The sequence below is a fragment of the Streptomyces sp. NRRL WC-3742 genome (genome assembly GCF_000720635.1).
Lineage (GTDB): Bacteria > Actinomycetota > Actinomycetes > Streptomycetales > Streptomycetaceae > Kitasatospora.
Window position 1 is genome coordinate 1 of record NZ_JOCF01000010.1, and the last position, 23,507, is coordinate 23,507.

The following is a 23,507-nucleotide window of genomic DNA, read 5'->3' on the forward strand; positions in this document are numbered from 1 at the left end:
GCGGTGGGGGGCTTCGGGTGGCGGGTGAGGGCCTGGTCGAGGTGGCGGCGGAGGGTGCGGCCGAGGGGCTTCTCGACCACGCGGTGGATGATCCAGGCCAGGAGGAGCATCGAGGCGGTGGTGAGGGCGAGCCGGCCCCACGGGCCGAGCCAGGGGGCGTGGGCGGTGAGTTCGCCGGCCATGGGCAGGCCGAGGCTCTGGTGGATCAGGTAGAAGGGGTAGGTGAGCGCACCGGCGGTCATGAGCCAGCGCCAGCGGATGCGGGCGAGGGGGCCGACGGTGGCCAGGAGCAGGAGGGCCAGGAAGGCGGTCAGCGCGGCGGCGGCGACGGTCCAGGAGCAGAGCGACTGGGAGCCCCATTCCCGGGAGTGGCCGGCCAGCCGGTTGGGGAGCACGGCCATTTCGTAGCACCAGGCGAAGCCGAGGACTACCCAGAGCATGAGGTTCTGCCCGAAGCGGTACATGAGGTAGACCGCGATGCCGGCGACGAACAGGCCGGCGTACTGGCTGAGGACGAGGTCGTCCAGGAACTTGCTCTTCGTCTCCGAGGTGATGAGTGCGGCGGCGAGCCAGATCACACAGAACCCCATGACCCGGTGGTAGGTCGTGCCGAAGGCCAGGAGGACGGCCATGAGGAGGTAGAAGTGGGCCTCGACGGCGAGGGTCCAGGCGACGCCGTCCAGGAGGCTCGCGTGGAGGGCGTCGGGGAACATCGTCAGGTTGGCCAGGACGACCCGGGGGTGGATCACCGAGGAGACGTCGTGGGTCTGCATGGGGATCAGCGCGATCCTGGCGACGATCAGGACGACGGCGGCCCAGTAGGCCGGGTAGAGCCTGGATATTCGTGAGGCGGCGAACTGTCCTGCCGTGCGTCCCCAACTGCTCATGCAGATGACGAATCCGCTGATGAGGAAGAACGCCTCGACGCCGAGCCAGCCGTACATCGACGCGTGGTGCAGCGGGTAGGCGAACTCCTTCGGGGACGGCCCCCACAGGGCGGGCGAGATCGCGCTCAGGTAGTGGAATCCCGCGACGGCGAGCGCGGCGATCAGCCGCATGCCGTCGAGGACGGCCAGCCGGGCTCCTGCCGGTGCGGGGTCGGGGTGGGCCCGCTGGCGGGTGGGCGGTGTCGCGGGCGCATGGAGCACTGGCGGGAGTCCGATCATGTCGACACGCCCGCTCTCGCCCGGGACCGCGGACGAGGGTCGTGGGCGTCAGAGAACTGTGCTGCCTCTCAGCCGTCGTGCGGGCACGCCACCCGCAGGCTGATCAACCGTGCGCTTATCTTATGACAGCCAAAATCGACGAAAGCCTGGGTGGCAGCACACCCGGCGCAGCCGAAGCGCGAGGGGGCCGCGGGCGATCCGCGGCCCCCTCGGGGCAGGTCAGGCCCGGCCGGCGAGGGCTTCGAAGGTCGGGACGAGCGAGGCCGGGGTGGGGAGGGCGAGGTTGTCGGCCTGGACGGACTTCGCGGTGGCCCGGAGCTCGGGGTCGTTGAGGAGCCGGTCGAGGGTGGCGACGTCGACGGTGTCGGAGGTGGAGCGCAGGGCGATACCGGCGGCGGTGAGGGCCTCGGCGACGATGAAGTTGTCGGCGCCCTGGGGGAGGACGAGCTGGGGCAGGCCCTCGTTGAGGCTGGTCAGGGTGGTGCCGGCGCCGCCGTGGTGGACGACGGCGTCGGTGTGCCGGACGAGCTCGACCAGCGGGATCCACGGCATCGGGCGGACGTTGGCGGGCAGCGTGCCGAGCGGCGAGATGTCGGCGTCGCCGACCGCGAGCAGGAACTCGGCGTCCACCTCGGCGGCGGCCTCGATCAGCCGGGTGACCCCGCCCACGCCCTCGACGCGGGCGACCACCGAGCCCAGGGTGACCAGGACTCGCCGCTTCTCGGACGGGCGCAGCACCTCGATGGGTACCACGCCGGTGCCGTTGTACGGGAGGTAGCGGGCGCGCAGCCCGTCCGGGTCGCCGCCGAACGGGCCGACGTTGATCGCCGTGGAGTCGGCAGGGCCGGCCACGCCGTGCTGCTCGTAGAGGTCGGCCTGGTGGCGGGTGAAGAGTTCGATCATCTCGCGGCCGGACGGAATGCCGTAGTTCTGCATCACCAGCGGGATCTTGAGCTTGGCGGCCACCAGCGGGGCGGCGGTCTGGAAGGTGGCGTGCACCAGCAGGTCGGCGCCCCAGCCGGAGGCGGTGGCGAGCAGGTCGTCCACGGTGGTGCGGCCGGCGTGCACGAAGCCGGCGGCGGCCAGGTCCTTCAGCTCATCGGTGGAGAGGCTGGCGTTGCCGTAGGTCATCGGGCCCTGGCGCCACTCGATGAACAGCTCCTCCAGGGTGCGGCCGTCGCCGATCTCGACGACGGGGAAGCCGGAGGTGGTCATCGGGTCCAGCGGGCGCTGCCCGGCGAACAGGACCTCGTGCCCGGCGGCGCGCAGCGCCTGGGCGAAGGGCACCATCGGGAAGACGTGGCCGGCCGAGGCCGGGCCGGTGAAGAGTATGCGCATGGTCGTCTCCTCCCGCGCCGGGTCGGGGCGCGGCGTCTGGGGTGTCTGTATCTGATGCGTGCATCGAATGGGTAACAGGGCAGTCTCACCCCGCTAAATGACGTTCCGTCAATTCGCAATCGATCACAATGGTCGTTAATCGGCCGTTCTGTGGCGGGACTTGTCATTCGGGTGAGAGTGTGCTCAAAAGGGTGGGTGGCGGCGGTGGAACTGCCCGTCTGCGGCCGCCGTCCAAGCAGTGACGGAATCCCTGCCCGGGTTGAACGCCGGGAGGAGTGCGGAGGGACCAGTGCAGTCAGGCGGCGCCGAGCTCAACCTCGGTTTCCAGGGCGGTCGTTGTGGAGGTACGTCCTACGGGGGAGCGCCGGGCCGCCCCGGCCGGCCCCCGGTCGGGAGGCTGGGCGCCGCGGAGCGCTGCGAGGCGCTGCTCCAGGAGACGCTGGACGCCGTCGAGCCGCCGCTCGCCTGGCGGGCGGGGGTGCCCGCGGCGGGGGTGCGGCTGCCGCGGCCGGGGCGGGAGTCGGAGCCCTGCTGGTACGTGGGCCGGGGGCGGGACGTGCTGACGGTGGTGTCGCTGCCGCGGCGGGCGGAACTGGCGGGGGCGGTGGAGCGGCACTGGCGCCGGCGCGGCTGGACGATCACCGGGCTGGGAGACGGGCCCGCCCGTCCGGGAGTCGCCGCGGCGACCGGGGACGGCTACCGACTGGCGCTCCGCTTCGGCGAGTTGGGCGAGGTGCGGCTGCTGGCCGGTTCCTCGGACGCGGCCTGTTCCGGGCACGGGCCCGTGGCGCTGCCCGAGGTGTGCTGCCCGTACTGGAGCGCCTCGGGATGGTGACGCTCGAGGCGACATCCGAGGGCTGAGACCGGGGGAGGCGCGGGACGAGTCCCCCCGGACCCGTCCCGCGCCGCCACGTCGCGCGGCTTCGGCACTGCCGCTCCCCCCGACTCCCCGGCAGCTCCCGCCGGCCCCCCTGACCGCGCTCTCCGGCGAGAGCGACCGCACAGGCCCCCGGCGAGCCCCTACCCCCCGAGGCGTCGTTGGATTCACGGTAACAAACCGCATGGTTGGTTTGTCAATAGCGATATCCACGAAACTTCCACAACCGCGCGGGCAGCTCCGGGAGCCGCGAAGGGCGCCGGGCCAGCGGGCAAACCCCGGCGCGGCCGTACGGCGTCAATCGGGCGGGCTCGACCGGCCGAGTGCGGCGCGTACGGAATCCGACACTCCGAGCATCATGTCAGCACGCACCGACACCGCGCGAGCACGGATGGGAACGGCGGGGAACGGCTGGGAAGGGCGGGAAACGGCGAGGAACAGCGGGAACGGCGAGGAACAGCGGGAAGCGGAACGGGAGCGGCAGACGTCAGCGCAGCAGCCGGCGCTCCTTGGCCACCGCCACTGCCCCCGCCCGGGTGTCCACGCCCAACTTGTCGTAGATCCGCCCCAGGTGCGTCTTCACCGTCGCCTCGCTGATGAACAGCGCCCGCGCGATCTCCCGGTTGCCGAGCCCCTGGGCGAGCTGTTCGAGGATGTCCTGCTCCCGCTCGGTGAGCTGCGGAGCGGGCGCCCGCATCTGCGCCATCACCCGGGAGGCGACCGGCGGCGAGAGGACCGTACGTCCCTGCGCGGCGGCGTGGACGGCGGCGAACAGTTCCTCCGGCCGCTCCGCCTTGAGCAGGTAGCCGGTGGCGCCGGCGGCGATCGCCCGGCTGATGTCGGCGTCGGTGTCGTACGTGGTGAGCACCAGCACGTGCGGCCCGCCCGGAGCGGCGGTGATCCGCCGGGTGGCCTCGACGCCGTCGATGCCGTCGCCGAGCTGGAGGTCCATCAGTACGACCTGCGGCTTCAGCCTGGCGGCCAGCGCGACGGCCTCCTCCCCGGTGCTGGCCTCGCCGACCACCGTGATGTCGCCCGCGCTGGCGAGCAGGGCGAGCAGCCCGGCGCGGACCACCGCGTGGTCGTCGCAGACCAACAGCCGTACGGGGGAAGGGACGCCGTTCATCGTTGCTCCGATCGCTGCTCCGTGCGCTGCTCCGTGCGCTGCCCCAGCGGGATGGCGGCGGAGACGACGGTGCCTTCGCCGGGGGCGCTCTCCACCGTCAGCGTGCCACCGAGCTGCCGCAGCCGGGCGCGCATCGCCGGGAGCCCGTACCCGCGACCGCCGCCGGAGCTGCCCGCCGCCGGGTCGAAGCCCTGCCCGTCGTCGGCGACGTCCAGCACGGCCTGGTCGCCGAGGAAGGACAGCGTGATCGCGGCGGCCGAGGCCCCGGCGTGCTCCCGGACGTTGGCCAGCGCGCCCTGGGCGATCCGCAGCAGCGCCGCCTGCGCGGCCGTGGGCAGCGGGACGGGCGCGCCGTCCAGGTGGAACCGGACGGGCAGGCCGCTTTCGGCCGACTCCCGCCCGGCCAGCGCCCGCAGCGCCTGCTCCAGGCCCCGGCCCTGCGCCAGTTCGGCCGGGGCGAGGTCGTGGACGAAGCGGCGTGCCTCGGCGAGGTTGCGGGCGGCCACCTCGGCGGCGGTGCGGACGTGGGTGCGGGCGGTCGCCGGATCGGTGTCCCAGGTGCGCTCGGCGGCCTGCAGCAGCATCTGCTGGCTGGAGAGGCCCTGCGCCAGGGTGTCGTGGATCTCCATCGCCAGGCGCCCACGCTCGGCCAGGGTGCCCTCCCGCCGCTCGGTGGCGGCGAGTTCGCGACGGGTGCGGACCAGGTCGGCGATCAGCGCCCGCTGCCGGGCGGCCTGCCGGGCCATGAACAGGAAGACGCCGGTGGCGAGCGCGGCCACGGCGGGCGGCAGCAGGACGAGCGTGGCGTCCGCGCCGCCGGGCAGCCGGATCTGGGCGACCACCACCAGCACCGTCAGGGCGGCGACCAGCGGGATCGCCGCCTTCCCGGGGAGGGCGCGCAGCGCGCTGTAGATCAGTGGGACGGCGCACCACGCGAAGCTCGGCGCGAGCAGGACCAGGACCACCCAGAGCGCCACCACCACCGCCAGCGGCCAGAGGCGGCGGCGGCCCGGTGCGGGCGGGTGGCGGTGGGCGAGCCAGGAGCCGGTGGGCTGGACGACGGCCAGGGCGGCGCTCAGCCCGATCACCCAGGGGACGAGGGGGCTGTCGGCGTGGTGGGTGAGGTAGCGGGTGAGCGCGGCGGCGAGCAGGAGGAGGAAGGCGGAGTCCAGCATTACCGCCAGCCGCCCGGCGTCCGGGTCCCCGAGCGCGCGGGGCCCGCTGGCGTCTCCTCCGGCAGCGTCTTCTCCGGAGGTGTGCTCGGCGGGCTCGGGCTGCGGCACGGGGTCTCCAGGACGAACGGCGGGCGCTCGGCGCCCTGACCAGCGCCGATCCCTCGATGGTGACCCGAACGGCCCGGGCGCGCATCAGCCGATCGGTTGACGGGTCCGTCGACCGTCCCGCTCGGACGGTCGCGCCGGACCGTCGATGCCCGGAGCCCGTACCCGGCCGGAGGATCGAAGCAGAGCCGGGCGGTCCCCCCCGCCGCCCGGCCCGGACCCCCTCCCCTCCACCCGTCGACCGCGCAGATCCGCCGAGGAGCACCCCGTGAAGAACACCCTGAAGAACACCTCCGTCCGCACTCGCGTGCTGACCGGTACCGTCGCCGCCGCCGCGCTCGCCGCCGCCACCGTGGGCGCCGTCTCGGCCAGCGCCGAGACCTCCGAGACCCCGGCCGCGCCCGCCGCCGTCAAGATCGACGTCCAGAACAAGAACCTGGCCCAGTCCACCGGGCTGAACCTCGACGCCGCCACCCGCGCCGCCCAGGCCACCCTGGACGCCGCGACCAAGGCCGGCCAGCACGTGTCCGTCGCCGTCGTCGACCGGGACGGCGTCGTCCGCGTCCTGCTGAAGGGCGACGGCGCCGGCCCGCAGGCCACCGAGTCGGCCCAGCGCAAGGCGTTCACCGCCGTCTCCTGGAACGCCCCGACCTCGGAGCTGGCCAAGCGCCTGGCCCAGGCCCCGAACCTGAAGGACATCCCGGGCACCCTGTTCCTGGCCGGCGGCGCCCCGGTGCAGTCGAAGGGCGCCCCGGTCGCGGGCATCGGTGTCGCGGGCGCCCCGAGCGGCGACCTGGACGAGCAGTTCGCCCAGGCCGGTGTCGCGGCGCTCGGCAAGTAGGCGCTGGGCCGGCAGGTAGGCGCTGGGCACGTAGGCCCTGCGGCCCCGGAGGCCCGTACCGCGCACGCGGAACGGGCCTCCGGGCTGCCGTCCGTCGAGCCCTCCACTCGTTCGGGTGAACGCCGGGAGGGTCGCCGCAGAACAGCGGGTGACCCTTCGAAAAGCCGGTGTCGTTGTCAGTGCCGCGTGGCAGGCTTCCCGGTATGACGGCGTGGACCCTCAACGACATCGAACGCGCGATCCGCTCCTCCTGGGACGTCGACACCTGTGCGCCCGAGGATCTGGCCCACTGGCGTCCCGACAACCCCGCCCGCGGCCAGTGCGGAGTGACGGCGATGGTGCTGCACGACCTGCTCGGCGGCGAGCTGATGATGGGCGAGGTGCACGTCGGCGGGGTCCGCACCGACCTCCACTGGTGGAACCGGTTCGCCACCGGCGTCGAGATCGACCTCACCCGCGAGCAGTTCGGGCCGGACGAGCACGTCAGCCCGGGCCGCCCGGTCGCCCGCCCGGCGCGCCCGGGCCGGCTCCAGGCCCAGTACGAGCTGCTGCGCCACCGCGTCGTCACCCAGCTGGAGCACGGCGCCGCCGCCTCGGACCGCACCTGGCCGCCCGCCCGCGCCGTCGCCTGAGCCCTGAACCTGACTCCTGAGCCTGGCCCCTACCCTTACCCCTTACCCCTGGCCCTGATCCTGATCCCTGAGACCGAGCCGCCCCGGCACGTCCGTCTGACGTACAGTCGGCCGCGGACCATCCGTGGGCGAAGGGGTGTGCGATGACCAGGCAGTTGATCGGCTTCGTGGGGCTGGGCGCGATGGGCCGGGGCATGGCCGGCAGTCTGCTGCGGGCCGGTCACGCCGTACGGGTGTGGAACCGCTCGCCCGAACCGGTGGCCGCCCTGGTGGCCGAGGGCGCCGAGGCCGCCGGCACGCTCGCCGAGGTGTTCGCCGCCGACATCGTGGTCTCGATGCTCGCCGACGACACGGCCTTCGAGCGCCTGCTGCTGGACTCCGGGCTGCTGGCCGGCGCCGAGGCCACCCTGCACGTCAACATGGCCACCGTCTCGCTCGCCCTCGCCGAGCGGGCCGAGGCCCTGCACGCCGAGCACGGCGTCGGCTACGTCGCCGCGCCCGTCCTCGGACGGCCCCCGGTCGCCGCCGCCGGGCAGCTCAACATCCTGGCCGCCGGTGAGCCCGCCCTGCTGGAGCGCGCCGAGCCGCTGTTCGCCGCGATGGGGCAGCGCACCTGGCACTTCGGCGACCGGCCGAGCCAGGCCAACACCACCAAGATCAGCGTCAACTTCCTGCTGGCCTGCGCGATCGAGTCCATGGCCGAGGCGTGTGCCCTCGCCGAGGCCAACGGGGTGCGGCCCACCGACCTGGTCGAGCTGCTCACCGGCACCCTCTTCCCCGGGCCGATCTACGGCGGGTACGGCGCGATGGTCGCCGAACGCCGCTACGAGCCGGCCGGGTTCCGGCTGCCGCTCGGGCTCAAGGACGTGGGCCTCGCCCTCGACGCCGGCGCCGCCTCGACCGTCCCGCTCCCGTTCGGCAGCGTCCTGCGCGACGCCTTCCTGGACGCGCTCGCGCACGGCGACGGGGACAAGGACTGGGCGGCCGTCGCCGAGGTCGCCCGCCGCCGCGCGGGGCTGCCCGCCTGACGCGGGCCGACACACGCCGGAAACAGCCGGAATAAGCGGCGCGCGACGGCTGCTCGCACCTCCGACCGTCCGATGAGGACAGTTCCACGAGAACCGTCCGGTGAGGACCGTCCGACGAGAACGGTCCCACCAGGACCGTTCCACGAGACCGGGGGAGTACCGATGACCGATCAGCCGTCCGCCGCCGCTCGGGCGCCGCGCAGTTTCCTGTTCCTCGACGCGAGCACCCGCGAGGAGGGCAACACCGTGCGCCTGGCCCGGCACGCCGCCGAGGCGAGCCTGCCCGCCGGGGCCGAGCAGCGCTGGCTGCGACTGGACGACCACCCGTTGCCGCCCTTCGAGGACCGGCGGCACGACGGGGACGGCGTCTACGCCGAGCCGACCGGCCACGCCCGTACGCTGCTGGACGCCACCCTGGCCGCCACCGACCTGGTCTTCGTCGCGCCGGTGTACTGGTACGCGCTGCCCACCAGCGCCAAGCTCTACCTCGACCACTGGTCGGGCTGGATGCGGGTGCCCGGGTTGGACTTCAGGCCCCGGATGGGCGGGCGCACCCTGTGGGGCGTCACCGTCCTGGCCGGTACGCCGGAGAAGGCCGAGCCGCTGGTCGGCACGCTCCGGCTGTCGGCCGAGTACATGGACATGCGCTTCGGCGGCGTGCTGATCGGCAACGGCAGCCGGCCGGGGGACGTGCTGGGCGACGAGCGGGCGCTGGTCGAGGCCAAGTCCTTCTTCGCCGGCTGACCCTGGGCAAAAGCCCTTTCGCCGGACGGAGTTGGACGTATCGGGCACCCCCGCGCCGCCCGCGGGCCGTGGAACGCAACCCGCCTTCCTGAGTGGCCGGAACGTTCGGTACTCTCCTCGAACTTCAAGCTTCGCGGGGGGCGTAGCGCCTGTCGGGCCACCCTTCCGCGCCCGGGCCTCGCCCGGACACTTCCGTGAGGTCTCCTTGTCCATACGTCGCAGTCTCGCCCTCGTAGGCGCCGCCGCGCTCACCTCCTCGCTCGTCCTGGCCGGCGCTCAGGGCGCCGTGGCCGTGGGCGCCACCGCCAGCCCTTCCGCCGCCGCTCCGCAGGCCGACAAGTCGGCCGCCTCGAAGCTGAACCTGTCGCTGGACGGCGTCCCCGGCTCGTTCATCGCCGGTGGCAAGGGCCGCATGTTCACCTACGAGGTCGAGAACAAGACCAAGCACGACTTCGTGCTCTACCCGCTGCTCAAGTTCAAGAGCCGTGCGGGCGAGCTCCACCCGACCGACCTCAAGGTCGAGTACCAGCTGCCCGGCGAGGACTGGCGGACGGCCGTGGTCGCCCCCGACGCGAGCGGCAGCAAGAAGGACGCCGTCCTGATCCTGCTCGGCGGCCTCGACGACAGCGGCAACCCGCAGCCCGACGCCCTGCTGGGCCTGAACCGCGGCAAGACCCTGAAGATCGACATCCGGGCGACCTTCACCGAGGACGCCCCGCTCGGCAAGGCCGGTGTCGTCCCCGCCGCCTACTCGGCACAGCTCGACGACGACACCCACCTGCCCGTCGACAACGGCAACCTGAGCTGCGAGGGCGGCTCCCGGTTCGTGATCAAGGCCCAGGGCGACGGCGGTGGCGGCGGCAAGCCGAGCCCGACCCCGACCCACTCCGGCAAGCCCAGCCCGACCCCGTCGCAGACCGGGACGCCGACCCCCAGCGGGACGACCACCCCGACGGAGACGGTGACCCCGACGCCGACCCAGAGCGCCACCAAGACGCCCACCACTCCGGCGACCACCCCGGCGACCACCCCCTCCCCGGCCGCGAGCACCACCGGCGACGCCGGCGGCCCGATCGACTTCCCGGTCGAGCCCCCGGTCATCACCCCGCCGAAGCTGCCCGCCGACGCGGTCACCAAGGCCAAGTCCAAGGCCGACGCCGGCGACAAGGCCCTGGCCCAGACCGGTGGCGGGGACAACACCACCGTGATCGCCGCCGCCGGTGCCGCCGTCCTGGCCGCCGGTGCCGGCACCCTGGTGGTCCTGCGCCGTCGCAAGGCTTCCGGCCAGCAGGGCTGATCCAGCGCCCCCCGTCCGCGACCCCCGCTTCACAGGAGCGGGGGTCGCGGACGGCACAGACCGTTCTCCGCGGTCACATAGGATGTCCGGCCGAGGGGGGCGGATCGGCGGGGAGAGGTATTGGTGCGGGGAGCACGCACGGCACGGACCACCACCGACTACGAGGCGGCGACCGGGCGGATCGCGGGGCTGCCGCTCCGTAGACACCACGTCCTGCTGGTCGCCTGGACGGTCCTGTGGTTCCTCCTGGTAGAGCCCAGCGGGGGCTTCTCCTGGCACTACCTGCGCCAGGGCGAGCAGCTCCTCTTCTCGGGCCAGCCCGACGGCGGACTCTCCCTCTACGCCCACCACCCCGAGCTGCAGATCGGCCCGGTCAGCCTGGCCGCCGCCCGGCTCACCGCCCCGTTCTCCCCGCACACCGGCGAGCTGCTCGCCGAGGCGGTCAGCGCCGGGCTCGGCCTGGTGATGCTGGTCCTGATCGGCCGCACCGCCGCCCTCCACTACCTCGGCACCGGCACCAACCACCGCCGGCTCCAGCAGCGCCTGCTGATCGCCGGGCTGGCGTTCATCCCCATGTGGGTCGAGGTCTCCGTCCGCTTCGCGCACCTGGACGACGTCCTCGCGCTCTTCTTCACCACCCTCGCCGCGCACGCGCTCGCCCGCGGCAAGCCCGTCCAGGTCGCGCTGTTCCTCGCCCTGGCGGTGGACTCCAAGCCCTGGGCGATCGCCTTCGCCCCGCTGATCCTCGCCCTGCCCCGGCGCACCTGGCTGCGCGCCGCGCTCTGGTTCTGCCTCCTGGTGGCCGTCGCCTGGCTGCCGTTCTACCTGGGCAACCTGGACACCTTGGCGGCCGCCAAGTTCACCATCCCCAACCAGCCCGCCTCCGCGCTGCGCTGGTTCGGGGTGACGGACCCGTCCACCCCCTGGTGGGACCGCCCGGCCCAGTTCGCGCTCGGCATCGGCCTCGGCTGCTTCGCGGTGTGGCGCGGCCGCTGGCCGGCCGTGGTGCTGCTCGGCGCGGACGCCCGCATCCTGCTCGACCCGAGCGTCTACACCTACTACACCGCCTCCATCCTGCTCGGCACCCTGCTCTGGGACGCGATCGGCCAGAAGCGGCTCGTCCCCTGGTGGAGCTGGATCGCGCTGGCCGCGCTGTACGGGGGCACACTGCTCCTGCCGACGGACTCGGCCCGGGGCTTCGCCCGGCTCGCCTTCGTGGTGGTCTCGGCGCTGTACGTGCTGTTCTGGCCCACCCAGCGCACCCGCCGCCCGCGCCCGTCGGCGGAGGGCGCGGGGACGCGCCGGGGCGCCCGCCGCCGCGAGCGCGTGCTCGTCGACGCCTGAGATCTCCCGGGAAAAGGCGGCTTGACCCTCACGCGACGTGAGGCGCGAGGGTGGAGCCAGCGACGAAGGGAGGAACCCCATGAGCAACGAGGGCCACTCGGTCGGCGCCGTGGCGAAGATCGCCAAGGTGACCGTCCGCACCCTGCACCACTACGACGAGATCGGACTGCTGTCCCCCGCGGGCCGCACCCGCGCCGGCTACCGCCGGTACACGGACACCGACCTCGACCGGCTGCAGCAGATCCTCTTCTACCGCGAACTCGGGTTCCCCCTGGAAGAGATCGCGGCGATCCTGGACGACGGCTCGGTCAGCCCGACCGAGCACCTCCGGCGCCAGCACCAGCTGCTGACCGACCGGATCAGTCACCTCCAGGAGCTCGCCACAGCCGTCGAACACGCCATGGAGGCACGCAGGATGGGCATTCAGCTGACCCCGGAGGAGAAGTTCGAGATCTTCGGCGAGGGCTACCAGGAGAGCTGGGAGCAGGAAGCCGAACAGCGCTGGGGGAACACCGAGGCGTGGGCCGAGTCCCAGCGCCGCACCGGCGGCTACGGCAAGGCCGACTGGCAGCGGATCCAGGCCGAGATGACGGAGCTCAACACCCGTCTGGCCGCCGCCGTCACCGCGGGCGAGCCGGCCGACGGCACGCTCGCCGTCGACCTCGCCGAGGAGCACCGGCAGCACATCTGCCGCAACTTCTACGACTGCACGTTCACCATCCACCGCGGACTGGCGAGCCTGTACGTGTCGGACCCCCGGTGGACCAAGACGTACGAGGACCTCGCCCCGGGCCTGGCGCAGTGGCTGCACGACGCCATCGTCGCCAACGCGGACCGGCGCGAGCAGGCGTGAACCCGCTCGAGCGGGCGTGAAACGGGCCGCTCAGGCGTGAAGCCGCCCGAGCAGGGGTTGAACCGGGCCGCTCAGGCCACCCCGCGCCCGAAGGAGCGCCGGTAGGCGGTCGGGGAGGTGCGCATCACCCGGCCGAAGTGGTGGCGGAACGTCGCGGCGCTCTCGAAGCCGACCGCTGCGGCGACCTCCTCCACCGTCCCCTCCGGGGCCTCCAGCAACGGCAGGCTGGCCGCGATGCGCTGGGTGACGACCCAGCGCATCGGGCTGGTGCCGTTGCGGGCGGTGAAGTGCCGCAGGTACGAACGGTCCGACATGCGAGCGGCCGAGGCCAGCTGCGAGATGGTCAGCGGGGACGCCAGGTGGTCCAGGGCCCACTGCATGCTGCGGACGATCCCGTCGTCCTCCGGCTCCACGGCGGGCACGGCCGCCTCGATGAACTGGGCCTGCCCGCCGTCCCGGTGCGGCGGCACCACGAACCGCCGGGCCACGCTGTTGGCCACCTTGGCGCCGTGGTCCCGCCGCACCAGGTGCAGGCACAGGTCGATCCCGGCGGCGCTGCCCGCGCTGGTCAGCACGTCGCCGCCGTCCACGTACAGCACGTCCGGGTTGACCCGCACGGACGGGTGACGCTGCTGCAGCAGCTCGGCGTACCGCCAGTGGGTGGTCGCCTCCTTGCCGTCCAGCAGCCCGGCGGCGGCCAGCGCGAAGGCGCCCGAGCAGATCGACACGATCCGGGCGCCGCGCTCGTGCGCCGTCCGCAGCGCCTCCACCAGTTCGGGTGACACGCCCCCGCTGAACGCGTTGCGCACCCCCGGCACCACCACCGTGTCGGCCGCCGCCAGCTCGTCCAGCCCGTGCCGGGCCGTCAGGGCGAAGCCGCCCACCGCGTCCAGCGCCGTGCCCGGCCGGTCGGCGCACACCTTCAGCCCGTACCAGGGCGCCGCCAGCAGCCCGCCCAGCTCGGGTCGCGCCAGGCCGAACACCTCCACCACCACGCCCAGTTCGAACGGCGCCATGCCCTCGAAGGCGTACACCGCGACGTCGTGCACGGGCTCGGGACGCCGCCCGATGGTGACGGCCACCGGCCGGGGACGGGAGCCGGCCCCCGCGCCGTTCTGCTCGGTCGCCTCGGTCGCCTCGGTCGCCTCGGTCGCCTCGGCTGTCCGGGCCATCCCTGCCATGCGGAAACCCCCTGCTCACGGGTGGCGGAATCCCGGTGAGTGTAGCCCTCGCGGCCACCCCGGAAATCTTCTTCGAATCCGCCCGCAACCTCGACGGCCGCCGTACGTCCATCAGTAGGGGGGCGAAGGAAACCGGGCCGGGAGCGGCTGCGAGGATCTCGCCGATCATGTTCGCGATCAAGGGGTCCGACGGTCCGGCGCACGACGCCGTCACCGTCCTGGGGGAAAGCGGAACCGAAGATGTCCATGGTCATGGGGCCGATCTCCGCGCCGGGGTGGGCGCGCGGCTTCTCCGTACGCGGGACGGTAGCCGCGCTGTTCGGCGTGCAGGAGGCCGGCGAGCCGGTCACCGGCGCGACCACCGACCAGCAGGCGGCGCAGCGTCGTTCCGGGTTCCGGCTGCTGCGCGGCGGTCGCAGGCCCACCGAGGAACGGCCCACCCTGACCGACCTCTACCACGCCCACCGCCTGGGCCTGGTCCGGATGGCCGTCCTCCTCGTCGACCACCAGGACCTCGCCGAGGACGTGGTGCAGGAGGCGTTCACCCAGCTCTACCAGCGCCACGGCGAGCAGCTCGACGACCTCGACAACGCCCTCGGCTACCTGCGCACCTCGGTGGTCAACGGCGCCCGCTCGATGCTGCGCCGCCGCAGGACCGCCCGGGAGTACGTGCCCCCGCACGAGGCCGACGCCCCCTCCGCCGAGGACCACGCGGTCCTCAACGACGAGCACCGCCGCGTCCTCGTCGCCCTGCAGGAATTGACCTCCCGCCAGCGCGAGGTGCTGGTGCTGCGCTACTGGTCCGACATGTCGGAGGCGCAGATCGCCGAGACCCTGGGACTCTCCCGGGGCGCAGTGAAGTCCACCGCCAGCCGGGCGCTGGACGCCTTGGAAAAGCACCTGGAGAAGGTTCGATGACCGACAAGTCCGTTCCCCCGAACGGCGATGACGGCGGTTCGGCCGAGACTCCGACCGAACGGCTGCTCCGCGAGGCGATGAACGCCCGGACGTCCCTGATCACCGCCCACGACCTGCGCCCCGCCGCGCCCCCGAAGTCCCGGATCCGGCGGCTGCGCCCGGTGTACATGGTCACCGTGCCACTGCTCGGCCTCGCCGCCGCCGCGGCCATCGGCGTGGTCACCCTCAAGGGCAGCCCCGTCGCCGACCACCGCACCCCACCCCCGGCCGCCACCACGTCGGCCTCGCCGACCCCGGTCCCGAGCACGAGCCCGACGGTGACCCCCACCCCGACCTCGACCCAGACGGCCACGGAGACCCCGGCCGGCAGCCCCGAGACGGCGGTCCCGGAGGCCGACCCCACCCCGGCGGGCACGGCGTACACCTTCCGGGGTGTGAAGCTGAGCATCCCGGCCGGCTGGCGGGCGGCCCCCACGGACCCGGCGAACTTCCACCTGTGCCTGCTGAGCCCGGGGGCGCCGAAGAACGCCACCGAGCGGGACTGCCAACCGTACGGGGTGGATCTGGCGGTCTTCGATGCGGAGTCGGGCATCTGGCCGACGACCGGCGACCTCGACGACCTCGGTGGCTGGGGCCATCAGCCCTACTGCCCCGTCTGGGGGAATCCGCACTCGGTGGTCGGTGGTGAGCTGGACTACGGCTCCGCCCCCGTGAAGAGCACGCCCACCGTCTCCGGTCGCGCCGCGCGCAAGTCCCAGTGGCAGGCGAGTTGCGGCGGGGTGACCTTCAAGTCGCAGTTGTGGGCGCTTCCCAAGGATCAGGTGTTCGTCTCGGCGGTCGGCCTCAAGGCCGACTACCAGGAGGACCTGCAGTCGATCGTGGACAGCCTCGACGTCAGTGGCCACCCGGCGCCGTACTCGAACACCGTCAGCGTGACGCTGACCGGTCTCAGGCCCGGACAGCAGGTGACGAACGACGGCACGCCCGTGGAGTTCACCGCGACGTTCAAGAACACCGGAACCAAGAAGGTCACCGGGGCCAGGGCCGTGGTCAGCATCCGCAACTACCCGGGCTCGCCGCCCGGGCGGCTGCCCAAGGGGACCGTGGACTTCCAGGACGGCACGACCTGGAAGTCCGTCAATGCCCTCGGCGCCTTCTCCGGCACCGATCTGAACGTCAATGCGCCGGTCGACCTTGCCCCGGGGCAGAGCGTCACGATCAGCTACCGGCTGAAGCTGGCTCCGGAGGACGGCGCGGGCACCCTCCCGGTCAACGTGACCCTGGTCGTTCCCGCCCCCGACTCCGGAAGCTACACCGTGCCCGGTGACACCCTCGTCAACGTCCAGGTCGTCACCAAGTAGCACGCGCGAGAAAGGCCCGGCTCCCTCAGGGGCCGGGCCTTCCTTCGCAGGTCAGGCCAGGGAGGCCATCCAGGACTCGATGTCCTCGGCGCGGCGGGGCAGGCCCGCGGAGAGGTTCTCGTTGCCGTTCTCGGTGACGAGGATGTCGTCCTCGATGCGGACGCCGATGCCGCGGTACTCCTCGGGCACGGTCAGGTCGTCCTGCTGGAAGTACAGGCCCGGCTCGACGGTGAGCACCATGCCGGGCACGAGCAGCGCGTCGACGTGCTCCTCGCGGCGGGAGTGGGCGCAGTCGTGGACGTCCAGGCCGAGCATGTGGCCGGTGCCGTGGAGGGTCCAACGGCGCTGGAGGCCCAGCTCCAGGACCTTCTCGACGTCGTACACCGAGGCGTCCAGCAGGCCCCAGGCGAGGAGGCGCTCGGCGAGGACGCGCTGCGAAGCCTCGTGGAAGTCGCGGAAGCGGGCGCCCGGCTTCACGGCCGCGATGCCGGCCTCCTGGGCGTCGTACACGGCGTCGTAGATCTTGCGCTGCAGGTCGTCGAAGCGGCCGTTGATCGGCAGGGTGCGGGTGACGTCGGCGGTGTAGAGGGTATGAGTCTCCACGCCGGCGTCGAGCAGCAGCAGTTCGCCGGGGCGCACGTCGCCGTCGTTGCGGACCCAGTGCAGGGTGGTGGCGTGCGGGCCGGCAGCGGCGATGGTGCTGTAGCCGACGTCGTTGCCGTCGACGCGGGCGCGGCGCCAGAAGGTGCCCTCGATCCAGCGCTCGGAGGTGGCGACGGCCTGGCCCAGCTCGCGGACGACGTCGGTGAACCCCTTGACGGTGGCGTCGCAGGCGGCGCGCAGCTCGCCGATCTCCCACGCGTCCTTGACCAGGCGCAGGCCGCTCAGGAACTCCTTGAGCTCGGCGTCCTTCTCCTCGTCGGTCGCGTCGGCGAGCGCGGCCTCCAGGCCGGCGTCGTAGCCGCGCACGATGCGGGTGGGCACGGCGGAGTCGGCGGCGAGGGCGGTCAGCTCCTCGGAAGCCGTGCGGACGTCGCGGGCGGGCAGGCCGAGCAGCTGCTCCTGCTCGGCGAGGCTGTGCCGGCGGCCGACCCAGAGCTCGCCGTGGCCGTCCAGCCAGAACTCGCCGTTCTCGCGGTTGGAGCGGGGCAGCAGGTAGAGGGCGAACTCGTGGCCGCTCTCGCCGGCGGGCTCGGCGACGAGCACCGCGTCCTCGGTCTGGTCGCCGGTGAGGTGCACGTACTCGCTGGCGGCGCGGAAGGCGAAGTCGCAGTCGTTGGAGCGGACCCGCAGGTTGCCGGCCGGGACGACCAGGCGCTCGCCGGGGAACGCGGCGGAGAGCTTCGCGCGGCGTTCGGCGGCGTACGGGGCCTGGGCGACCGGGGCGAGGCCGTGCAGCTCGGTGTCGGCCCAGCCGGACTTCATCGAGGCGGACAGCTCGTCGGAGATCTCGCCGTAGAGCCCGTTCTTGCGGCCCTTGAACGTCTTCGGCTCCTCGCCGCCCTCGGCCTCGGGGTTCTCGGCCAGTGCGGGGGTGCGGTCCTCGGTCACGTACAACGCCTCCTTGGGGGTGGTACCGCCGCCCTCGGGGGGAGGTGTCGGATCGCGACACGCGCGGGCGGCCGTGCGTTCCATGGTACGGACGCGCGACCGCCCTTTCGTTCCGGGTTCGAACCCTCACTCGAAGCGGGCCGCCAGCAACATCAGGTCGTCGGTGGCCGGCGCGGAGTCCGGGGCGGGGCAGACGGCCAGCAGGTGGGCGCAGAGCCTGGCCGGGTCGATCCGGACGTCGCGCGGGGCGTCGGCGGCGGCCCGGCGCAGGTTGGCCTGCCCGGCGTGCAGGGTCGGGCCGCAGCGGCGGGCCAGGCCCTCGGTGTAGAGCAGCAGGGTGTCACCGCGCTCGGCGGTGAACTCGACGCCGGGCGCCTCCCAGCAGGCCAGCATGCCGAGCGGCGCGGAGAGCGAGGTCTCGACGAACTCGGCGCCCGCCCGGCCGACCAGGATCGGCGGGCAGTGCCCGGCCCCGGCGAGGGTGATCCGCCGCTCGGCGGGCTCGACCCAGGCGTAGACGGCGGTGGCGGTGCGGGTGGGTTCGGTGGTCTTGAGCAGCAGCTCCAGGTCCCCGAGGACGGAGACCGGGTCCTCGCCCTCCAGTACCGCGTACGCCCGCAGCGCCGCCCGGACGCGGCCCATCGCGGCGGCGGCGCCGGGCGCGGAGCTGGGGCCCGCACCGGGGCCGTCGCCGGAGACGGAGCCGACGGTGAGGCCGATCGTGCCGTCCGGCAGCGGGATGGCGTCGTACCAGTCGCTTCCGCTGGAGCGCTCCAGGCCCGCGGGGACGAGCCTGGCGGCCAGGCGCAGCCCGGAAGTCTGCGGGAGGTGGTCGGGCAGCAGGCCCCGGCGCAGCGCCTCGGTGGTGCGCAGGGTGCGGTCGGCCTCCAACTGCTTGGCCAGCAGCGGGGCGGCGAACTCGCAGTAGAGCCGGGCCATCTCGCGCCGGCACTCGCTCGGGTCGGCGGGGCCGTCCCAGAACCAGACGGCGGCGGCGAGCGGGCCCTCCTCCTCGGTGGCGAGCGGCAGGCCGTAGCAGCCGCCGAGGCCGAGGTGGACGGCGAGTTCGCGCAGCCGGTCGCCGGTGGTCGGGTCCTCGCCGAGCTCGGGGGAGTACAGCTGTTCGGGCCGGTCGCGTTCGCGCAGCAGCCGGGCGAGCAGGCTCTGTTCGGTGGGGACGGTCTCCAGCGCGCCGAGGCTGGCGCGGTCCAGGCCGAGGCCGACGGGCTGGCCGGGGCCGCCGCCGGGCGTGCGGGTGACGAGGACGCCCCGGCGGGCGCCGAGCAGCGCGGCGACGGAGGCGAGGACGGCGTCCAGCGTGGCGGTGAGGCCGCGGGCGCGGGCGAGCCGTTCGGTGTGCTCGTGCAGGCTGGTGATATCGGACAGGCGTCCGGCCAAACGGTCCTGCAGGGCCGCGGACCGGTCCGTGCGGTCGTCCGCGCAGTCGGGATCGTCCGCGCAGTCCGGATCGTCCGGATCGTCCGGGTCATCCGGATCGGCCGGGGTGTCCGGGCCCTCCGGGGTGTCGGCGGCGCCGGGGAAGCTCGGCGGAGGGTCGAGGACGGTGAGCCCGCCTGCGCCGGCGGGCTCGACCGGCTCGGGGGGTGTCGTCGGCGGGTGGGAGTCGGTCATGCCGCCACTCCTGACGCGGTGCTACGTGCCATGCGAAACCCCCAGATAAGGCCAATGTGGAGCGAGTACGGCCTTAGGGCGCGTTTCGCCTCGATTCGCTACTACTCGTCATTGATCGACAGCAATGCCACCACTTCTACACAGGCCATTCGGGGCATGTCCAGATCCGGGACGAGGCGGATGGCCGGTTCCACGGGGTTCGCGACCCGGACGGGGGGCGCGCACGGTTCGTGTGCGCGCCGGGCGGGCCGTGAGGCATGGAGCGGGCCGGTGACGGGCAGAACCGCAGGGACGGTCCGGGCGGCCGTCCGGATCGTATGTCCGTGCCGCCCGACCGCCGGGCTGGCCGGAAGTCTCTCACTCGTACGGTGGAACCAAGCGCGCCCGGGCGGCGTCCATCCGGGCGCATACGGGATTCTCGTTCCAAGGGCTGTTCCAGTGCGCGGCCCCTCTCAAGTCGTGCTCCGCCCCTGCCCCACGTCGCAGCCGCGCCGCCCGCCGTGCCGACCCTCCCCCAGCCTCCGGCCGGGGGGACCCCCAACCGCCGTACCGGTTCCGGGGCCGTGCCACGGGCCGAGCGACGAGTTCCGAGGGGTGTCGGCGGGGCGAACCGAGCGGTCAGGGAAAGGACGAGCGCCATGCGTGAGAACCCGGAGGACCGGTCCGACGAGAGCTCCACCCGGCTGGTCGCGGCCCTGACGGCGGCCGTCGACCACCGCTGGCCCGTGGTGCCGGGCGCGGTACTGCGCGGGCGCCGGTGTTCCTGCGGCGACCCGGACTGCGTCGTCCCCGGCGCGCACCCGCACGACCCGTCGCTGCTGACGGCCACCACGGACGCCCGGATGGTGCGCTGGTGGTGGGAGCGGCAGAGCCCGGACGCGCCGGTGCTGGCCGCCACCGGCTCGGCGGTCTCGGCGGTCAGCCTGCCGGCGGCGGCCGGCGCGCGGGCGCTGGTCTTCCTGGCCGCGCTGCGGCTGCCGCTCGGCCCGGTACTGGCGATGCCCGGCCGCTACGCGCTGCTCGTGGCGCCGTACTCGCTGGACGCGCTCGGCGAGATGCTCGCCCAACTGCCGTGGGTGCCCTCGTCGTTGCGCTACCACGGGACGGGCGGCTTCCTGCCGCTGCCGCCCGGGGGGGCCGCCGGGAGGGTGCGCTGGGTGCTCGCGCCGAGGCCCGCGAAGGGGGGCGGGGTGTGGCTTCCGCAGGTGGGGCCGCTGCTGGGGGAGTTGGTGGAGGCGACGGCCAGGATGGACAGCGGGCGCTCGGCGTACTGAACACGCGGCGGCACCGGTCGGGCCGTTCCGGAAAAACAAAAGATCCGGCCGCTGGCGACGGGGGATGCACCAGCGGCCGGACTCTTTAGACAGTAACAAGGATCGGCGCCCGCGCCAATTTCCAAGACGCCCTCCACGCCCGGAAATTGCGCTTCCCACGCGACAATGTGACGCGTATCACCCCGATCCCGCGCGCCTTAGTTCAGGGTGACCTGACGGTTCACCAGGTTCGCCCGGGCGCGCCGCTCCTCGGCGGTCAGCGGGGTCGGGGCGGCGAGTACGGCGGCGAGGCGCTCGGCGAACTCGGCGGCCGGCTTCTCGCAGTCGGCGGCGGTCATCTCCAGCGGGAGGTCCCACACCGGGACGGTCAGGCCGTGCGCGCGGAACGAGCCGACGAGACGGGTGTCCGCGCCGAGCGAGGCTTCGCCGGCGGCGTTCAGCCGGGCCAGCGCGTCGAGCAGCTGCTCCTCGGGGACGGTCATCACCCAGCGCAGGTGGTTCTTGTCCGGGGTGCCGCACCAGTAGGCGGAGTCGACGCTGCTCAGCTTCTCGGTCGGGATGGCCGAGGCGTTGGCGCGCTCCAGGGAGGCGGCGACCTCACCGGTGGCGGTCTCGGCGTCCTCCAGCCAGAACTCGAAGCCGGTGTGCACGACGGGCGTGAAGGCGGCGGAGGCGTCCAGCAGGTCCTGCAGGCGGCGCCCGCCCGGGACGGTCCGGCGGGCGGGCACGGGGGAGCCGGGCTCGGTGGCCAGGGCCAGCTCCAGGGCGTCCGCCAGGTCGCGGCTGAGGTCGCCGGAGGAGGACTGGGTCTGCAGGCCGAGCAGGATCGAGCCGTCCTGCCGGCGCAGGGCGGGCCAGGCCAGCGGCAGGACCGTCGCCAGGGTCACCGACGGGACGTCACCGGTGGCGCCCTCGGCCACGCCGGCGGCCAGGGTCAGCGGCACCGTGGCGGCCGGCACCAGCTCGCGCAGCGCGACCCAGTCGGCCTCGCCCGACAGGCCCTCGAACGGACGGTGCACCAGCTCCTGGACGGCGTGCGAAGCCTCGCGGCCGTGGCACGCCTTGTACCGGCGGCCCGAGCCGCAGGGACAGGCTTCGCGGGCCCCCACCACGGGGACCTCGCCGGTGACGGCGGTGGTGGACTGACGCTGCGGCGCCTTCTTGGCGGCCTTCTTGCCCATGGTGCGGCTCTCCCGGGGACGGTGGTTCTGATCCCGGAGAGCCTACTGACGTATTCCGTGCGCACGGGAACGCGCCCGCGCGGGCCCGGCGTTCCAGGGGGCGCGCACCCGGTGGTGCGCGCCCTTTCCGCTATCGGCTCACGCGCTGCGCGCGTCGCCCTCGGGGGTGCGCCGGGCGTGCCGGGCGCGGGCGGGCAGCGCCGCCCAGACCGTCACCTCGCCCGGCGCGTCGCGCACGCCCCAGTCGCTCGCCAGCTGGTCGACGATGCTCAGACCGCGGCCGCCGCGCGAGGTCAGCGAGGGGTTGGCCGGAAGCGGCCGGGTGGCCGCGCCGCCGTCGGTGACCTCCAGGGTGAGCACGCCGTTTGCGTGCATCTGCCAGCGCACCAGCACGCCGCCGTCCGGCTCGTCCCGGTGCTCGGCCCCGCTCTCCGCGTCGTCCCGCCCGCCCTGCGCGGTCCGCGTCCTCGCCGGGACGCCGACCAGCACCTGGTCGACCACCTCGGCCCGGGCACCCCGGCCCAGGGCCGGGAGCGGGCCGAGCGGACGGGCGTACCGACACGCGTTGCTCAACAGTTCGGAAAGGATCAGAACGGCATCATCGATGACCGGTTCAGGTATCTGCCGGTCGCCCAGATCTCGACGCAGCCGGCGCCGTGCGACCCCGACACTCGCTGGGCCGTGCGGCACCGCCATGGTCGATGAAGTCGGCACTTCGCGCGCCACCATCAACGCCACCCCCGGACCTCCTTCAGCGTTTGCCGAGGGAGAGATGCCCCTTGGTAATGCGTTGGAAACGGCCCCTCGGCGATCCCGCGAGTCCATTTCGAGTACTGCGACGAACGGTGAACCTGAGGTCATTCCCCGCTCACCCTCCGTCGCCCGCGCGCAAGAATTCCGGCAATAACGTGCCCGGAAGGTTTGATTGCCGAACAGAACGCTCAGGATCCGGTGGAGCCGGGCCGGGTGTCAGCGGCCGAGATGTGCCAGAACCTCCGCCGGGCGGTTGGTGATGATCGCCGACACGCCCAGTTCCAGGCACAGGTCGACGTCGGCGAGCTCGTCCACCGTCCAGACGTGCACCTCGTGTCCCAGCTCGCGCAGCCGCGGTACCAGGTTCGGCTTGGCCTTGATCAGGTCGATGCCCGGGCCGGCGATCCGCGCCCCGCCCGGCAGCGGCCGGCCCTCGCGCAACTGGCCGATCAGCGGCAGCATCCGCTCGATCAGGAAGACCCGGCGGTAGTCCGGCGCGGCGGCGGCCACCCGGTTCAGCGCGATCGAGGAGAAGCTCATGATCCGGGCCGACGGGCGGTCGCCCTCCTGCACGGCGCCGATCTTGAACCGCTCCAGCATCCGCAGCAGCTCGGCCTCGACGCGGCCGCGGAAGCGCACCGGGTGCTTGGTCTCGATCGCCAGGTCCACCGGGCGGCCGCAGTCCACGACCAGCTCCAGCAGGCGCTCCAGGCGCAGCACGCCGCGCACCTCGGGGTCGATGCTGGGGCGGCCGGTCTTCCAGGCGCCGAAGTCGTACGCCTCCAGCTCGGCGAGCGTCATCGCGGAGACGGTGCCGCGGCCGTTGGAGACGCGGCCGATCCGGCGGTCGTGCACGCACACCAGTTCGCCGTCGGCGGTGACCCGGACGTCGCACTCGACCGCGTCGGCGCCTTCGTCGAGCGCGCGCCGGTAGGCCGCGAGGGTGTGCTCGGGCAGGGCGTGGGAGGAACCGCGGTGGGCGATCACCTGGACGGGCTGCGCGGAGCGCGCGGCCGCCGAGGGCAGGTCTTGGCTGGTCACGGCCATAACGATAGGCGGCCGAGGTGACGCGGAGGCGAAGACGGTCCCAATCCGGGGGGCCGTCTTCGCCTGCGCGTCACTCCTGCGCG

At 73.5% G+C, this 23,507-nt stretch carries 21 protein-coding genes; 11 read left to right on the top strand and 10 right to left on the bottom strand.

Annotated elements, in window-relative coordinates; genetic code table 11:
• Together IH61_RS0108225 and IH61_RS49515 are read right to left on the bottom strand one after the other, a co-directional pair.
• Positions 1-1,148 (bottom strand): acyltransferase family protein (locus tag IH61_RS0108225; protein WP_158844805.1); only part of this gene is annotated, 1,148 nt, incomplete at its 3' end.
• A 237-nt stretch (positions 1,149-1,385) separates the two neighbouring features.
• Entirely contained in the window at positions 1,386-2,504 is a 1,119-nt protein-coding gene (locus IH61_RS49515; RefSeq protein ID WP_031067209.1) for a glycosyltransferase, read from the bottom strand.
• Positions 2,505-2,793: 289 nt separating this feature from the next.
• Between IH61_RS49515 and IH61_RS42700 the strand changes: the two genes are divergently transcribed.
• Positions 2,794-3,339 (top strand): hypothetical protein, encoded by a 546-nt coding sequence (locus IH61_RS42700; protein WP_031067211.1) that lies wholly within the window; start codon positions 2,794-2,796, stop codon positions 3,337-3,339.
• A gap of 529 nt (positions 3,340-3,868) precedes the next feature.
• Here the strand turns inward: IH61_RS42700 and IH61_RS0108240 are convergent.
• Together IH61_RS0108240 and IH61_RS0108245 are read right to left on the bottom strand one after the other, a co-directional pair.
• Positions 3,869-4,507, bottom strand: coding sequence for a response regulator (locus IH61_RS0108240; protein ID WP_031067214.1), 639 nt, complete (start codon positions 4,505-4,507; stop codon positions 3,869-3,871).
• Positions 4,504-5,682, bottom strand: a complete 1,179-nt coding sequence (locus tag IH61_RS0108245; protein WP_051836545.1) for a sensor histidine kinase — start codon at positions 5,680-5,682, stop codon at positions 4,504-4,506. Before IH61_RS0108245 ends, IH61_RS0108240 begins: the two co-directional genes overlap by 4 nt.
• A 385-nt stretch (positions 5,683-6,067) precedes the next feature.
• On the opposite strand from IH61_RS0108245, the gene IH61_RS0108250 reads away from it, so the two are divergent.
• From IH61_RS0108250 to IH61_RS0108280, 7 genes are all read left to right on the top strand, one after another.
• Entirely contained in the window at positions 6,068-6,628 is a 561-nt protein-coding gene (locus IH61_RS0108250) for a GlcG/HbpS family heme-binding protein (RefSeq protein ID WP_031067218.1), read from the top strand.
• Between the two features lie 203 nt (positions 6,629-6,831).
• Positions 6,832-7,260 carry a YunG family protein gene (locus IH61_RS0108255; RefSeq protein ID WP_051836551.1) on the top strand — a complete coding sequence of 143 codons (429 nt, stop codon included), beginning with the start codon at positions 6,832-6,834 and terminating at the stop codon, positions 7,258-7,260.
• A gap of 143 nt (positions 7,261-7,403) precedes the next feature.
• Positions 7,404-8,288, top strand: coding sequence for an NAD(P)-dependent oxidoreductase (locus IH61_RS0108260; protein ID WP_031067224.1), 885 nt, complete (start codon positions 7,404-7,406; stop codon positions 8,286-8,288).
• 162 nt (positions 8,289-8,450) lie between these two features.
• Positions 8,451-9,032: a flavodoxin family protein gene (locus IH61_RS0108265; protein WP_031067226.1), complete on the top strand. Its 582-nt coding sequence runs from the start codon at positions 8,451-8,453 to the stop codon at positions 9,030-9,032.
• Positions 9,033-9,237: 205 nt separating this feature from the next.
• Entirely contained in the window at positions 9,238-10,329 is a 1,092-nt protein-coding gene (locus IH61_RS0108270) for an LAETG motif-containing sortase-dependent surface protein (protein WP_031067229.1), read from the top strand.
• Positions 10,330-10,452: 123 nt separating this feature from the next.
• Entirely contained in the window at positions 10,453-11,673 is a 1,221-nt protein-coding gene (locus tag IH61_RS0108275) for a hypothetical protein (RefSeq protein ID WP_051836623.1), read from the top strand.
• Between the two features lie 79 nt (positions 11,674-11,752).
• The gene (locus IH61_RS0108280; RefSeq protein WP_031067233.1) at positions 11,753-12,526 is read left to right on the top strand and encodes a MerR family transcriptional regulator; all 774 of its coding nucleotides are present in this window, start codon (positions 11,753-11,755) and stop codon (positions 12,524-12,526) included.
• Between the two features lie 71 nt (positions 12,527-12,597).
• On the opposite strand, the gene IH61_RS0108285 is transcribed toward IH61_RS0108280, so the two are convergent.
• Positions 12,598-13,707 carry a helix-turn-helix domain-containing protein gene (locus IH61_RS0108285; RefSeq protein WP_234327077.1) on the bottom strand — a complete coding sequence of 370 codons (1,110 nt, stop codon included), beginning with the start codon at positions 13,705-13,707 and terminating at the stop codon, positions 12,598-12,600.
• A gap of 240 nt (positions 13,708-13,947) precedes the next feature.
• Between IH61_RS0108285 and IH61_RS0108290 the strand changes: the two genes are divergently transcribed.
• Complete coding sequence (locus IH61_RS0108290) at positions 13,948-14,625, top strand: RNA polymerase sigma factor (protein ID WP_234327078.1); 678 nt, start codon at positions 13,948-13,950, stop codon at positions 14,623-14,625.
• A complete protein-coding gene (locus IH61_RS42705; RefSeq protein ID WP_051836553.1) occupies positions 14,622-15,986 on the top strand; it encodes a hypothetical protein in 1,365 nt (454 codons plus the stop codon). Before IH61_RS0108290 ends, IH61_RS42705 begins: the two co-directional genes overlap by 4 nt.
• A gap of 51 nt (positions 15,987-16,037) precedes the next feature.
• Here the strand turns inward: IH61_RS42705 and IH61_RS0108300 are convergent, their stop codons facing one another.
• Together IH61_RS0108300 and IH61_RS0108305 are read right to left on the bottom strand one after the other, a co-directional pair.
• Positions 16,038-17,537 (bottom strand): aminopeptidase P family protein, encoded by a 1,500-nt coding sequence (locus IH61_RS0108300; RefSeq protein WP_031067246.1) that lies wholly within the window; start codon positions 17,535-17,537, stop codon positions 16,038-16,040.
• Positions 17,538-17,663: 126 nt separating this feature from the next.
• Positions 17,664-19,169: a PP2C family protein-serine/threonine phosphatase gene (locus IH61_RS0108305; RefSeq protein WP_078910933.1), complete on the bottom strand. Its 1,506-nt coding sequence runs from the start codon at positions 19,167-19,169 to the stop codon at positions 17,664-17,666.
• A 638-nt stretch (positions 19,170-19,807) separates the two neighbouring features.
• Here IH61_RS0108305 and IH61_RS0108310 point away from each other — a divergent pair.
• Positions 19,808-20,443 carry a bifunctional DNA primase/polymerase gene (locus tag IH61_RS0108310; RefSeq protein ID WP_031067253.1) on the top strand — a complete coding sequence of 212 codons (636 nt, stop codon included), beginning with the start codon at positions 19,808-19,810 and terminating at the stop codon, positions 20,441-20,443.
• Positions 20,444-20,640: 197 nt separating this feature from the next.
• On the opposite strand, the gene IH61_RS0108315 is transcribed toward IH61_RS0108310, so the two are convergent.
• From IH61_RS0108315 to IH61_RS0108325, 3 genes are all read right to left on the bottom strand, one after another.
• Positions 20,641-21,624: a DUF5926 family protein gene (locus IH61_RS0108315; protein ID WP_031067256.1), complete on the bottom strand. Its 984-nt coding sequence runs from the start codon at positions 21,622-21,624 to the stop codon at positions 20,641-20,643.
• A 138-nt stretch (positions 21,625-21,762) separates the two neighbouring features.
• Complete coding sequence (locus tag IH61_RS0108320; RefSeq protein ID WP_324607588.1) at positions 21,763-22,197, bottom strand: ATP-binding protein; 435 nt, start codon at positions 22,195-22,197, stop codon at positions 21,763-21,765.
• Positions 22,198-22,593: 396 nt separating this feature from the next.
• Complete coding sequence (locus IH61_RS0108325; protein WP_234327079.1) at positions 22,594-23,418, bottom strand: glycerophosphodiester phosphodiesterase family protein; 825 nt, start codon at positions 23,416-23,418, stop codon at positions 22,594-22,596.
• Between the last annotated feature and the right edge of the window lie 89 nt (positions 23,419-23,507).